The sequence below is a fragment of the Minwuia thermotolerans genome, from assembly GCF_002924445.1.
Lineage (GTDB): Bacteria > Pseudomonadota > Alphaproteobacteria > Minwuiales > Minwuiaceae > Minwuia > Minwuia thermotolerans.
In genome coordinates, this window is the sequence record NZ_PIGG01000033.1 from 1 (window position 1) to 14,313 (window position 14,313).

Annotated in this window: 8 protein-coding genes and 1 pseudogene; 1 reads left to right on the forward strand and 8 read right to left on the reverse strand. The window is 64.8% G+C overall.

Going from position 1 to position 14,313, the window contains the following annotated elements; translation table 11 throughout:
* The 8 genes and pseudogenes from CWC60_RS23890 to CWC60_RS10625 all read right to left on the reverse strand — a co-directional run.
* Positions 1–258 (reverse strand): annotated as a pseudogene (locus tag CWC60_RS23890) (recombinase family protein); the annotation flags it as partial.
* A complete protein-coding gene (locus CWC60_RS10595) occupies positions 251–805 on the reverse strand; it encodes a DUF2924 domain-containing protein (protein ID WP_206419884.1) in 555 nt (184 codons plus the stop codon). The pseudogene CWC60_RS23890 and the gene CWC60_RS10595, both read right to left, overlap by 8 nt.
* Before the next feature lie 133 nt (positions 806–938).
* Positions 939–1,481 carry a DUF3489 domain-containing protein gene (locus CWC60_RS10600; RefSeq protein ID WP_164516482.1) on the reverse strand — a complete coding sequence of 181 codons (543 nt, stop codon included), beginning with the start codon at positions 1,479–1,481 and terminating at the stop codon, positions 939–941.
* Between the two features lie 393 nt (positions 1,482–1,874).
* On the reverse strand, positions 1,875–4,424 hold the full coding sequence (locus tag CWC60_RS10605) for a hypothetical protein (RefSeq protein WP_109793980.1): 2,550 nt from the start codon (positions 4,422–4,424) through the stop codon (positions 1,875–1,877).
* The gene (locus tag CWC60_RS10610; protein ID WP_109793981.1) at positions 4,421–6,040 is read right to left on the reverse strand and encodes a DUF2357 domain-containing protein; all 1,620 of its coding nucleotides are present in this window, start codon (positions 6,038–6,040) and stop codon (positions 4,421–4,423) included. Before CWC60_RS10610 ends, CWC60_RS10605 begins: the two co-directional genes overlap by 4 nt.
* Before the next feature lie 9 nt (positions 6,041–6,049).
* Positions 6,050–8,149 (reverse strand): McrB family protein, encoded by a 2,100-nt coding sequence (locus CWC60_RS10615; protein WP_109793982.1) that lies wholly within the window; start codon positions 8,147–8,149, stop codon positions 6,050–6,052.
* A gap of 46 nt (positions 8,150–8,195) precedes the next feature.
* Positions 8,196–9,770, reverse strand: coding sequence for a coiled-coil domain-containing protein (locus tag CWC60_RS10620; RefSeq protein ID WP_125182763.1), 1,575 nt, complete (start codon positions 9,768–9,770; stop codon positions 8,196–8,198).
* A complete protein-coding gene (locus CWC60_RS10625; RefSeq protein WP_109793984.1) occupies positions 9,736–13,053 on the reverse strand; it encodes an AAA domain-containing protein in 3,318 nt (1,105 codons plus the stop codon). Before CWC60_RS10625 ends, CWC60_RS10620 begins: the two co-directional genes overlap by 35 nt.
* A gap of 161 nt (positions 13,054–13,214) precedes the next feature.
* Between CWC60_RS10625 and CWC60_RS10630 the strand changes: the two genes are divergently transcribed.
* Positions 13,215–14,300: a D-2-hydroxyacid dehydrogenase gene (locus CWC60_RS10630; protein ID WP_164516483.1), complete on the forward strand. Its 1,086-nt coding sequence runs from the start codon at positions 13,215–13,217 to the stop codon at positions 14,298–14,300.
* Positions 14,301–14,313 lie beyond the last annotated feature (13 nt).

Consider the following 14,313-nt stretch of genomic DNA (forward strand, 5'->3'; position numbering starts at 1 on the left):
GCCGGAGAAGCCGCCATCGTCGTAATGGGTCGGCAGTTCCATCCAGCCCTCGTGCTGCTGGCTCCGGATGTAGGCGGCGCAGGCCTCGCGCTGGGCGTCCAGCGAGTTGAAGGCCTGTTCCAGCCCCTCCTCGCTGGACTTGCGGGTGTAGATGGCACAGCGAACCGATCGACTGCCGAGAGGAACTCGCGATGCACCGTGGCCCCTGTCTCGGCCTGCACCTGATTGACCACCGTCCTGCCGGCTGCGCTCAGCCATTGCGGCTGGCTCCGTTCGCTGGAGTATTGTCGGGCTGCCGACCGTCGTGATGTCGGTTCTGACCACGCCTGCTCAGACCCGCGCCTGCCGCTGATGCGTTGACACCGAAGAAGCGCGGGCCGGACCAGCCGGCGCCGGTGATCGCCCGGGCGATGGCCGTGAGCGAGGTAAAGTGCCGACCCTCATAGGTGAACCCGGCATCGGTGACCTCGACGACATGGCTGCGGCCATGCCACTGCCGGATCAGACGGCTGCCGGGACGGAGGTTGCGACGGCCGGCAGACGGGACTTCCCTGATCGGTGCCGAGCCATCCACCGCGCCGTCGGCGCCGCTCCCGCTTGACCGCGCCAGCGCATCGAGGCGACGGCGGGTAGCGGCTGTCAGCCCGCCGGACGCCTCGGCCTGCAGCAGCCAAGCTGCATTCCCTTCCAGCAACCTTCGGCTCAGACCTTTCGGCGGCGGTCGCCGCCAGCGGCGCTGCCAGAGCACGGTGAGTTCCTCCCGGGCCATGGCCCGGACACGGGTGTCAATGGTTCCTTCCGGCAATCCCGCAGCCGGTGATGACGCCGGTACGGCTGGGGCATTGACACCGGCCGGCACTGGGACCGCCTCGCAGGCGGCGACATCGCTGTCGTCGCCTGCGCGGATGGTGTTCTCCTTTCGCATCGCCGCGGCGCGGTCAGTCGACCATCGCGTCCGCGCTGGCCGGCAGCGTAGCCCGATAGACACTGACGCCGTTGCCTTCCTTGGTGCGGGTCACGTCGATGCCGCGCTTGCGGAATCCCGTCAGCACCGCCCGGACGCTGTGCGGCTGCCAGCCGGTGAACTGCACCAATTCGTCGATGTCGGCGCCTTCGTCACGCTGCAGCAGGTCGAGAAGCTGCGCCTGCCGGGTCCCCGGTCGGAAGAGCGGCTTCTGGGCGTCGTGACCATCGCCCGTGTCCGGTTCCGCGACAGCCGACTGCGGCGCCGCTTGCTCCTCTTCGCTCTCGTCGGCCTCAGTCGCGACCGTCCCCGCGACCGCTGCACGACCGGCCTCGGTGATGGTCCATACATCGTCCGCCGAGCGCTCCACACGGCCGCGGCGCTCCAGGGCCCGCAGCATGGCGGTGAGCGCGCCGCCCTTCAGTCGCATGTCCTCCGGCAGCGGCAGCACGCAGCCGTCGGCACGTTCTGCCGCATTGGCGAGGATGACGATATGCCTGTCATTGAGCTTGGTCATGGTCGGTCTCCGTGGCTTCGTTCCGCGCCGGCACGATGCCGGCGCTGTCACCAAGAGAAGCCCGGACCGCGATGCGGAGGCCGGGCCGGGACCGGCTGCGCACATGTCCGCGCTGTCCGTCCCGACTGCATGCATGCTTGCCTGGCGGGCGAAGTCCAATGCAATTTGAAATGACCGCCTAATTTCTAATTAGGTAGTAGACGAGTGGCGATAAGACTCGTCATTGGTGGATAAAATCGTCTTGTATATGAGTAATTCTTGGTAAAAATCCCAAATTGCAGCATCAAGTATTATCTGAATGATTTATTTTGTTATTTATTTTTAAATATGAGGCATAAGTACTGCGTATGAAAATTGACTATTTTCCAGTTAGTGAGTAATTCCACGCATTAGTCACTCCTCCATTTCATCGATTCTTTGAATGATGTTCGGATCACGACCCTCCTTGTGGAGGAAATATATCAGTTCGGAGATGATTTCTTTCGCCTTGCCGAGCCGACTGGCCGATGCGAGGAGGCGCTGTCTGTTGCGACCCTTCGTGCGGCCGGCACGACGGCGGAAGTCTGGGATCAACTGCTCCATCCGAGTCTGTGCGTCCTCCTTGAGCAGACGTTCGAGGTTCTGGGCAGCCCTGTTGTCCGGGTCGAGGAAATCAGGCTGCATCCGCCGTCGACGGAGCAGCGATGCCAGCATAAGCAGGGCATACTTGAATTTCTGCTTATAAGCCTTGTCCTTAGCAATTGCATTTTGCTCTTCAATGAGCGCCTGGGTGGCTTGAAGGAAGCGGTTCGCTTGTTCAGCGCTCAGCCAATCGGCGGCCTCCTCGACGCTGCCCAGCAAGCGCGTCAAAGCCGCGAGTTCGGCGTTCCGGATCGGCTGGCCTGTGACGAGGCGCCGCTCGATCGCCTGATAGAAGCGGTGCGCCTCGGCCTTGCAGTGAACGACGCGGCCCAGCCCTTCGAGCCGGACGATGAGATCGCCGCCCTTCCCGGCCCCGCCGGCCTCGTACCAGCGCAGTAACTCTTCAACGATCGGATCCGGACACCGCCAATAGCACCACGTCGCGAAGCCGATGATCGCACGGACATGCTCGTCCACGTCATCGACTTTCTGCAGGCGCTCATGGTCCAAGGCCGCTTTCTCCAACGCCTTTGAAAGCAACCCATCCGCCTCAGCCGGCATGGGGAGAGTGGGGGCGGCCTCCGGCAAGTCGCCGTTCGTGTTCAGGAATCGGGCGGACGTGGTCTCGCCGATTGCGATCCCAAGGCGCACTCCTTCGTAAGACGGCATCACCGACTTTGATGCAATGTCTTTGACCTGCTTGAGCGCCACTGCGCCCTCCGGTGTCACGCCCCCCGCCTCGATCAAGGGAGTCTCGCTATAGGCAGTCAGGGCCTGGGCGATATCACCGTGACGGGAGTTGGGGTGCCACAAGACGGCGTGGCCCAGATAGATCTGGGCGTTTGGATAGGCGCCGCCTTTGTCGCTTTGCAAGGTGGCGAGGATGTCCTCTGGCGTCTGCTCGACTGCCGCCATCTGCGTCCAATCGAGCTCAATCGGTTGGGCCGCGAGCGGCGCAAAGCTGTTGGAGCCTATCCGGACGCGGGCGAATCCCTGGCCCGGCGATTGATCGACGGAGACCGAGATGCGATGCGGACGGTCCGAGATCTCCGGCAAGGCGGCAGTCGACTTCCGGGGCCGGTTAAAGTCCTCCTTGATCAGATAGAACTCCAGTTGGTGGGCGCCCTTGCCGATGGCAAATTCGCCGTCCGCCTCCGCGCGGTAGACAGCGCCGCCGCGCAGCCGTGTGTCTGGCGGTATCAATGAGACGAACCGTACCTTCCCCTGCACCAGCGCATTGATCTGAAGCTGCGGCAGGAAATCATAGTAGGCGGGATCGCCGCGGCGGAGACGGTGGTTTGCCTCAAGTGATCCCTGGGCGACGGCCCACGGGTCGAGAAGCCGGAGGCGCGGATCGTCCGGCGAGACGCCGAGACCCTCGAGAACGCCGCGGCGCACTGGAGACGCTTGCGCACCGGCTCCTTCAATCAGCACGACATCGGCCTCGGCGACACGTGTGCGGACCTCCTCCGGCGGCGGCCCTTCTGGAGCGAGGCGCGCTGGCGGATTGAGCGGCGTGAGATCCATCCAGCTTCTGTTGGTCATCCGGAACAATTCGGGTGCGGCGGTTTGCCCGACCGACAGTGTCCAGGGGCTACGGGAGCCGGCGAGAATCTCGCCCGGCGTGAGCCCGGTCTCTCGGGCGAGGTTCTGGGCCGCCCATGTCGCAAGGGTCAGCCCCCCGAAATCACTCCACACGACCGCCCCGGCCCGCCGTCGTTCAGGGACGATCAGTGGTCCGAACCGCCCGTCCTCTTTGACAAGCGCGAGCGCACCGAAGTGGACCCGTTCGCGAAGAATGGAGACGACTGCTACGCGCGCGCCTGAAACACCCGCTGGCGATGGAGTCTCCGAGGCGGCCCAGCCAAGCGTCGCCGCCACCGGCCGCCATAGGAGCGACGGGCTCGGTGCCCGGGCGCGGTGCAGCGCCTGCAGCATCCGCTCGCGAGCGGCCTCGTCGACGCTGTCGTCATCGGGTACGGCGATCACGGCGGATCGGGCCCGCTCGGCGAGGATCCGGAAGAGCGTCTTAAGAAGCTTCTCCGCATCCTGCTCATCCTGGCCGGCGACGGTGATCGCCCTCAGCATGGCTGCATGCGACAGACGCAGACGCTCATGCCCCAAGTCGGCCCATCCCTGGCCTCGGCCGTGAGGGGCCAGCACAGTCTGAGGCCCTGCGACCATCGCCTCCTCATTGCTTGCAAGGCGGACGCAAGCGGCGTTCACGCCCAGGTCCTTGAGCGCCTCGTCGCCAGTTTCCTCCTCATGGATCGCGGCCCAATCCCACAGGCCGTTCAGATCCAGGCCGATCAGCGCCGTCATAGCCCTTCCTCCACCAGAGCGAGTATCTCCTCACTCAGCGTGGTCAGGCCGTCGCTCAAATGTCCGTCGAAGGGACCGAAGCTTATCCCGGTCACTGCACCGCTTGCATCAAGGTTTGACGGCGTGGTCGGATTGGTCTCCGCCTGCAAAACGATACCGCCTAGCAGCTGCGCTTGGGGGTGGGTTCGTTGAAAGAACTGGGCCGTCTCGTCGGCCGACTCCAACAGTGGCCGAAGCGCTGGGCGCGCGCCCATCGCCAGGGTCGTCCAAACCGCAACGTATTTATCGGGGCGGCCACTGAGATCAGAGACCTGCAGCCAGACGGACGCCCCTAGCTCGGACAAGGCCGGGGCCAGATTCGTGGAGCAGCCATCGAGCACTTCAATCACGAGGCCTTTCTTCCGAAAGGCGACGACGATGAGCGGGTCGTCATGCTCCAACCAAACGCCGCGTCGATGCTCTGGCCGAAAGAACAAAGGCGAGGCGACCTCGATCTCGCCACCATGCGCGGCCAGAAGCGCGACGCCACAGGCGGCCTTCGCGAACTCGCTCCAGGCACGGCGCTGCCAACGCCAGAGATCGTCGGAGACGCGCTCCCGCTGAACGATCTCCGTCCAGGCGCTCCAGACATGGCGATAGCGGTCATCCTGAATCAGCACGAAGTTCGGCTGCACTACCCCGTCAGGCCGTGAGACGCCCGTCGCCTGGAGCTCCCGTGCAAAGCGTCGACATTCGCGCGCGTATTGTTCGACGATCCGGTAGCGGCTGGTGCGTCCATGCGCGTCCCGGTCAATCCGCCGGCCGCGGTTTTGGCGAAGATAATCCCGCGCGGCCGCCTCGGTGCGTTCCATCAAATCGCGGAGGACGCGGTTCTCCAACGTATCGAGGTTCTCATAGCGAGCGAGTGCCAATATGCGTTGGCGCGGGCCGGCGCGTTCCTGCATCGTGCGTCCCGGTTGCCGAGAAAGCCAGGCCATGCACTGGGTGTCTAACTCTTCCACCCGGTTCAGCCCGACCAGCTCCCGGGTGCGATTCAATATCCGGCGCGGTCGCTCGACGATGTCGGCCCAACGAGCACGATGCTGCATTGCATGGCGGACAACAACGTCCATGGTAGGGTCCTGGTTGGACTCGGATTCAAGCCACCGATCGAAGACCGTCTCCCACGGCAAGAAGCGCTTGCCCTCCGACAAGGCGGAATCGAAATTCTGTATCCGTCCCACTAGCGCCATCAAGAACTGGAAATGCTGGACGTCGGCATCATCGGCGTCCTGCTCTGGATCCTTCCCATAGGGTCGGGAGAGCAGGCCCGACCAGCCGATCGTTGCACTTTCCCGCCAGGCGGGCTTGCGCAGCCGCTGAACCATCTCCGCCCGCAACGGCGCGGGCATGTCGAAGAACCCATGACCGGCGTCGTGGGAGCGCAGCTTCGACCGCCGCTCAAGCGAGTCTGGCTGATCCTCGAACCAGGGCGTCTGCGGCGCGTCGGTGTACAGAAGCGGATAACCGTCGCCTGGGACGATCGCGCTCGCCCCGGCCCCGTTCAGCTCGATCCGCTCTGTCGGATCGCGCGATATGAGGCCCCAGGGGGTCGTCGTGACGATGAAGTCGGGCATCGCGCTCGATCAGTTCCCGGTCCGCTGAAGGCCGCGCCAGTTGAAGATGCCGATGGAGCGGTTGGCGCGGTCTACAGCCTCGTCGATCGCCTTTCCAAGCTGTTGGTCGTTCAGACGATCGCCGGCGATCTCCGCCAGCTTCTGCAAGGCAGCACGATCTGCCCCGGCGTCGACGCCGCGCAGTTTCGGCATGATCCGCTGTTCCAGCTGATCGGCCAGCGCGTTGTCAACCTGGGCGGTGTTGTTGGTCTGGCCCTGCGCCGCCGGATAGTTCGCGACATAGTGCAGCATCGCCTGGCTCATGCGGTGGCCGAACGGACGACCCAGTTCGTCCATGACGCCGTTGATCTCCTCAATCACCCGGCCTGCGCGATCGCGGCCGGAGGCGTCGAGCGCATCCGCCTCGCGCATCCAGTTCCGCGTCCATCGCGATTTTGGCAGGTATCCCGTCGCCCGGGCTTGAGGATCGGCGTCCGGCAGCTCTTCGCGCAGTTCCGCAGGCCTGGGAAAACGGAGGATGTTCGCGCGGTCCATCACCTTGTCGGAAAGGGCGAGGGTCGACTCATCCTCGTTCATCGTGCCGGCGAACAAGACATTCTGCCCCGCATAAACCCGCATCGGCTGCCCTTTGTGGCTGACGTCGACCGAGATTTCCGCAGGCGCGCGCTCACGCTCGTCTGCAGCCCTCTCATCCATCGGACGGCCCTCCAGGCGGCTCAGAAATTCGGAGAAATAGTACTCGACCCGCGCCAGATTCATCTCATCCAGGAGTACGAGAAGCATCCGATCCTCGAATCGCTTCGCCTCGTCCGGCCAGTTGTAGGGGTCAAGATGAACGAGCGCGCGGGCGAGATCAGTCGCCTTGTAACGCTTTTCGATGTAATTGTAGAAGCCGAACAGATCCTGCGGCCCGTCCCAACGCGGCTGCACTGGGATCTTGAGAAAATGCATCCCCATGGCGTCCGCGTAGCGCCGCGGCAGCTGGCTCTTGCCTGTGCCGCTGATGCCGGCCAGTACGGTTAGGGGCGAAATGACGGCCGTCTTCAGGCTGGTATGGAAGGCGTTGATCGTGCGTCGCGAGAACTCCAGACCGCTTTCCTGCAGCAGCATCTCCACCCGTGCCAGCGCGTCCATTTCGGTCTCGGCGCCCTGCTCCTTCGGCCAGACGACTTGATCGTGCGCCTCGTCGTACAGGCAGGACGGCGCCGTTCGCAGATCCTGCAAAACTCGGGCGTCATGGCCTGCGCCGTCGACCTCGACATCCGCTTCCTCTTGCAGCCGGGCGACGCGCGCCTCCAAGCGATCTTTCCGCGCTTCTAGTTTGTCTATCTCCTCCTCCAGGTTGGTGGACCGCGCCTTGAGCTCATCCCGGGTTCCGTTGAGCTCGGCCACTTCGGCGCGCGAGGGCTCCAGCTGCTCAATCTCTTGACGGATCTCGGACACCTGCTCCGCTAGACGCTCCTTGCTGTCAGCCAGACGCGCCGTCTCGCGGTTCAGATTCTCCTCCTGCAATCGCAGCGCGCTCATCTCCTGGCGTTTGACGTCGACCTCGCCGGCGACCTCCGTGAGTTCAGCGCGCAGAGCCTCGAGCCTCTCTTCAAGCTCCGCCGCGTACTTCTCCTTGTCCGCGATCTCCGCGAGCCGCTCCTCCGCCTCCTTGATGCGGGTTTCGGCCGCTTTGCGCTCCTCGCGAACGGCTTCGATCTCCTGGATTACGCGGCGCCACTCCGTCTCCTTCGCCGCAAGTGCCTCGACCGCCTGGCGGTGCTCTTCACGGACTTCCTCGATCTCGGCCCTTTGATCTCCTAGGTTGGCGTACTCTGCCCGGTGGGTCTCAACCTGGGTGCGCCAGTATTCAGCCTCCGCCTCCGCTTGGTCGCGCTCGGCGAGCGTCACTTCACGTTCACGAATTTGCTCCTCCAGATACTGCAGTCTGTCTTCGTTGGCGCCGACGCGCCGAAGCAGCTCTGCATCCCGAACAGCCGCGGGTAGCCTGGATGAGTCGACAATGAAACGCGTCCCAAGGTAGGCGACGATCACGACTGCCGAACCGCTGGCGACCGCCGCGACGACGACGGCGAAGCTGGTGGGATCAAGAAAGGGGATCATGGCTATGGTCCTGGTCCGCTCTGAAAGGGCATGGGGTTGATTCGGTCTACTGCGCCGTCGGTTCCGCCGCTGGCCGAGTTTCAGACTCTTGCGCGCACAAGGCTTGCTGGCGTTCCTCCTCTTGCATGCACAAGGCGTGCTGGCGTTGCTCGAGGCGCGCGATCAGCCCCGTCAGTTCCATGACTCGGGCGCTGTGATCTTCGACCTGAAGAGACACGTTCCGGAGATCCCCCTGTGCTTGGGAGAGCGCCTGACGCTCCGCGGCGACTTCAGCTTGCAAGGAGCTTCGCTGCTCCCGCAAAGACTCGAGCGACTGCTGACGGCTCGCGATCTCGGCGGAGAGGAAGTCGGATTCCGTCTGCAAATCCGCGAGACGCGCGTGGAGCGTCTCCTGGGCGCGGCGACTTTCCGCCTCCGCGGCGGCGGCCTGCGCCCGCGCACTCTCAGCCGCCTGCAACGCCTGCTCGGCCCTCGCGAGGGCCTCCTGGCGGGCCTGCAATTTGTCCTCGACCTGCTGCAACCGTCCTTGGGTCGCTTGAAGATCGGCGACCCGTTGCTGCAAACTGTTCTGTCGGCCGCTCAGCTCGCTCACCTCCGCGTTGATCATGTTTCGCTGCGAAACAGCCTGACCGAGCGCTTCCTCAGCGTGCTCAATCTCGGCCCGCAGGGCGTCTCGCTCGCTGCGCAGCTCGGCCAACGTCGCCTGAATCTGCTCGACGCGGTTCTCGTCCAGTTCAAGAGACTCGCTTGCGGCGTGCAGGTCGGCCACGCGCGCTTCCAGACGGTCCGCCTGCTCCTGCAAACGCTCGGCGCGTCGCACAGCCGCATCAGCCGCGTTCTTCGCCTCCGCGGCGCGTTGCTGCGCCGGTTGGAGAGCTTCGCGCGCCGCCTGCTGATCCGCCCGCAGACGTTCGAGCCTCGCATTCTCGCTCTTGATCGTGCGCTCCAAGGACTGCCGCCGTCCTTCGGCCCCACCGACCTGCTCCTCGAGCTGGGCCAGCTGATTGCGCGCTTCCGAGGCCTGATCTTGCGCCTCGGCCAATCGCCCCTGCGCGGCTTCTCGATCTCGCGTCAAGCGCTCAACCGCCTGTGCCAGATCCGACCGCCGCGTCCCCAGATCCTCCATCTCTGATTGGAGGGAGTCGCGACGCCCCTCGGCCTCGCGGATCATATTGCGGATGCTGTTGAGCTCTAGCTGCGCCGCGTCCCGACGATCCCCGATATTCGCAAGCTCTTCCCGAGCTCGGTCCGCCCGGGCGACGGTGTCGCGCGCCTGCTCCAAGTCACTCGACATGCGGTCGCGTTTGCTTTCGAGGGCAGCGACTTTCGACTGAAGCTCGATGCGCCGCTCTTCCGACGCTGCGACGTATTGGGCAACAGTCGTCAGTTGCTGGCGCTGCTGCCCCAACCTCTCGTCGATCCGCGCCAGTTCCTGCTCCTTGACCCCCAACTGGATCGCATTGGTCGCAACCGCGATCGACAGATAGATAAGCGCGAGCACGGCGACCGCCGCCGACACTGCCAAGGCGATCATCGCGCCGCGGCCCGTTCGAACAGGGTCTTGCTCTTGCAGCCGCTCCGCGTAGCTAGCGCCGGTCGATTTCTCGTCGGACTCGCTCAACACACCCCTCCATGTCGTCCCGTAGTTCGTAGACCCAGAACCTGAGAATTCTCCATCCGAGCCCGCGCAGCGTGTGGTCGCGCCACAAATCGCTCGACAACCGGTCACCATCTGCGTCGCGATGGTAAGCCTCGCCGTCAACCTCCAGATCGAGCATCAGCGGTGGATCGCGCGTCTCGTCCAGCACGGCCAAATCCAGGAACCGACCGCCAACCGGATATTGCGGAATCGCATCTACGCCTTCCTTGCGGAGCGCCTCATAGAAGCGTCGCTCCCAGACGCTGTCGAAGCGATCGTCCGAATCGCTGGTGTCGGTGCCGGCATTACGATTGCGGGCACGTTTGACTCGGCGCGCCAAGGTTTCAACGTGCGGTATGCCACAGCTTTCAGCGAATCCAAGATCGCCGACGATGTGACATACGGCGCGCGCACGAGAGACCGCGACGTTCAAAAGGCGCTTCTCTCGCCGGATGAAGCCAAGCGCCCCGGTCGGCATGTCAGCCGCCATACAGAGTGAGAGCAGCATCACGTCGCGCTCGTCCCCCTGGAACTTGTTCGCGGTAAAGACCTTGATCCGGTGGCGGTCGCGTGCCGCCTGCGGGATGGCGCGCGATAGGCGGGAACCTATTTCCTTCGCCTGGTAGTCGAAAAAGCTGACTACGCCGATCGTTCCCTCGTAGCCGGACTCGGTCAGCGTGCGCACCTCCGCGACCACCGCGTCGGCCTCCGCGGGCGAGGCGGCGGAGCCGGAGACGGTGTTGCTGCGGGCCCGAGATACGATGCCGCCGCGAACGTCCGTCCAATGCAAGCCGGGCGGCATGCCCTTCGGAACCTTCAGGCTATTCCGATCGGTAAAGGCGTGCAGGCGCCTACCGTAAAAGGCCTCGTTGATGTAGCCGACGATGTCGGGGTGGCAGCGGAAATGCTCGGTCAGCATGAAGCGCCGCGCCTCCGGCGTGGACGCTGCCAAATCGAACAACGTCGTGCGCCCCTGGGCGAAGCGACCGACGCCCGAACGATAGAGCCCGTGGGTCTCCAGCAGCGCCCGTTCTTCGCGAGCATCCAGATTGCTGATCATCGACAACTGATTGGGATCGCCGACGATCACCGCCTTCTTGGCGCGATAGAGCAAGGGGACCGCGGAGGCGATGTCGGTCTGCGCCGCTTCGTCGAAGACGACGTAGTCAAACAGACCGGCCTCCAGCGGGATGCGCGATCCGGCCGCAAGTGTCGTGACGGCCCAGACCGGCTGATGTGCCAGGACGATTTTTTGAGCCTTGGCTGGCAGGCTTCGATTGCCGCCTAGGGCGGCCTCCGCCTGAAGATCGGTCAGGGTCTGCCGGTCTTCCGCCGACAGCGCCTCCAGCCGGTCCAGCATATCGGGGGCGAGCTTGACCGCCAGCCGCTGGATCTCACGCGACAGCTCGACGGGATCGTCCGTCTGCGCCTGCGCCTCCGCGCGGCGCTGACGCAAAGTGTTTTCCGCTTGCTCGACTGCAGTCTGCGCCGAGCGTAACTCCGCTTCGGCCCGCACCAAAGCGTGGCGTGTCCCGATTTCCTGCCGCGTGCCTCGCCCGAGCTTGGCGAGAAGCCAGTCGAAGAGGAGCGGAAGCCAGGAGCGCTTCTCGGCCTCCGCCGTCAGCCCTTTGCGGCGCGCCGCCTCACGCGTCCGCTCGAGCAGGTCCTGCGCCGCCTCCAGCGCCAATCGCGCGCCGGCCGCTTCGTTCGTCGTCGCGGCCACCGCCCGGTGGGCGTCGATGATGTGCCAGCGCCGCCTCTCCAGATCGTGGACGGCGCGCAAGCGCTCTTCAAATCGATGCTCGGAGGAGTTCACGTCGCCACGGGCGAGAAGCCCCTTCAGCGCATCTCGAAAGTTGAAGCTGTCGCCGAGTTCAGGGGAGTTGGCGCGCACCATTAGGGTCCGCTCGCCGGTAAGGTCCTGAAGACGCTCCTGGACGGCGTCGAGAGCGCGATGCTGGCGCGCGGCGAACAGGACGCTCTTGCCTTCCAACACGGCGCTGAAGATCAGGCCGGCAATCACCTGCGACTTGCCGGTGCCAGGCGGCCCGGTGACGACGGTCAGAGGGCCTTCCAGGCCTGCGCGTGCGGCCAGCAGCTGCGATTCGCCTAGCTCGATCGGCGCGGCGACTGCGGGCGGCGGCTCGATTTCGGTTGGCGCTTCGTCGAACAGCGGGGCGAGCGCAGTCGGCCGCATCGTCTCGATCGGAAGGTCGACCAGCCGCTCGTAGTCCTTGATCGCGGACCGGACGTATTTTCCCGGCGCCTCGCAGGAGAGTGATAGGACGTTGTAGAGGCCTGTCTCCGGCTTGATCGGGATGACGCGCTGAATGGCGCCCGGATCCATGGGGGCTCGCGCGGCCTTGTTGAGCGCTGATTCCAACCGCGCTGCAAAGGCCGGTGCTTCGAGAAAGGCGGCCTGCGGCGCTTCGTCTTCCTCGCCGAGGTCGAGATCCGGATCCTCATAAAGCAGATAGCCGCGCAGACGCGCCGGATCCCATTTGGCGAACCGCCCTTGGTCGCGCAGCCATTCGTAGTTCAGGTTCGGCGACGCCGCTGGGATCTCGAAGGATAGCCCCTCTTCGTTGAAGGTAAATCGGCAGGGATAGACCGCCGCCGGGCGCAGGAACGGGTCGGACTCCGGATCGCGCGGCGTCACCAGGAGATTGGGATAGCCCAGAAGAAGTTTGCCGCCGCTCGCCTTCGCCAAGGTCTCCTGAAACGGGCCAGGGACCGCAGCCCGCGCGATCCGAACCCGCCGCCCGCGCGCTTCCGTTGGCCACCAAGGGGCGTCCGGCTGAATCAGAACAAAGCTCTGATTAGCCTTGCCGAGGCTTTCGATCGGCGCACCACCATCGCTGGCCCGGAGGCAGGCCTGATAGTAGGACAGCAACTTGCGCAGTAGCGTCAGGCTAGGCCTCAGCGTCCCGTCCGGCAAGGTCTCAGACGGCGCGCCCGCCAAGTCGCCAACCACAACATGGGCGGGGATCGCGTGAATGCGATCGTGGCTGTCCGCTCCGCCGTATTGTAGAGTGGAGTGCTCGGCACCCGGCTGTTGACGCCTCAGAGTCCATTTTCGACCGCCGCCGAACTCGGCGACGCCGCGGGCGCTCATCCCGCTCAGGGTGCGCACGATTTCATCCTTGCGCACGGACGCGCCCCCCGCCTGCAGCAAGGACCGTAGTCTTTCGACAGAGACACCGTCGCGCGCTCCAGAAAGCAGCCGGGCCAACTGCTCCTCAAGCGAAAACTCGCTGTGTGGCATCGCCCCTCGCGCTTCTCATGATCCAAAGCGATAGGCTACTGTCGGGCGTGCCGATGAGGCAATTGCAACCTGCGTGTTTCTGCCCCCGGAACCCAGCTGATGTAGCGCTTAGTCGTCTAAGTGTTTAGTCCCATGGTGTGATGGTAGAATGCCGGCTGCCCATGGCGGGCGATATGTTGGAGCCGGATCCAGTGCCGAATGTCCTGACGCTTGTCCCGCTTTCCGATGCCGACCGGCGACGTATCGAGGCCGTCGATCCATCGGTCCATCTTGTCGACGCTGGCGGCTGGTTCGACGGCGAGTACCGCGAGACCTGGCCCCGATACGCGGTCGACCTCTATGTCGCGCCCGACAGTGCCGGCAAGGCCTCCCGCTCCGAACGCGATGCCTTGCTTGCCGAGGCCGAGATCGTTCTGGGTGGCTGGCCTTTCCCGCTCGATCTGCGTGCCCGGGCACCACGGCTCCGTTGGTTCCACCAGCGCCCGGCTGGGGCAAGCAATCTGCGGCTGGGCGACCTCTGGGCCAGTGACGTCGTCGTAACCACTTCCCGCGGCCTGGCCAACGCGCTGCCGGCCGCGGAGTATGTCGTCGGCGGCATCCTGCACTTCGCGAAGGCGTTCGATCGGGCGGCGACGGACCAGGCCAACCGCCGCTTCGACCGTCACGCCTATCGACCATGGCTGCTGGCGGGCAAGACTGTCTGCATCGTCGGCACAGGCGGCATCGGCGCCGAGGCCGGTCGCCTGTGCGCCGCGCTTGGCATGCGCGTCGTGGGCACGCGGCACCGTCTGCCCGTAGACTCTCAGGACCGGCCCGAGGGCTTCGCCGAGATTGGCGGACCCGGTGACCTTCACAGGCTGCTGGCGCAAAGTGATGCCGTGGCGATCTGCTGCCAGTGGACGCCCGAGACCACGCGCCTTATAGATGCGGCGGCGCTCGCGGCGATGAAGCAAGGCGGCATCGTTGTCAATGTCGCCCGAGGCGAAATCGTCGACGAGGACGCGCTGGTTCAGGCGCTCGATGCCGGACAGCTCGGCGGAGCCGTGCTCGACGTCTATGTTGGAGAGTTCGAGCATCCGCCGCCCGAACGGCTCTCGGGCCATCCGCGCATCCTTCTGACACCGCATACCTCGACCGGCAGCGATGTGAACCGCCACCGGTCGATCGACATCTTCTGCGAGAACCTCCGTGCATGGCTCGCCGGGCGCCCGCTTGCGAACGTCGTCGACTGGGATCAGGGCTATTAATCTGGCATGGATC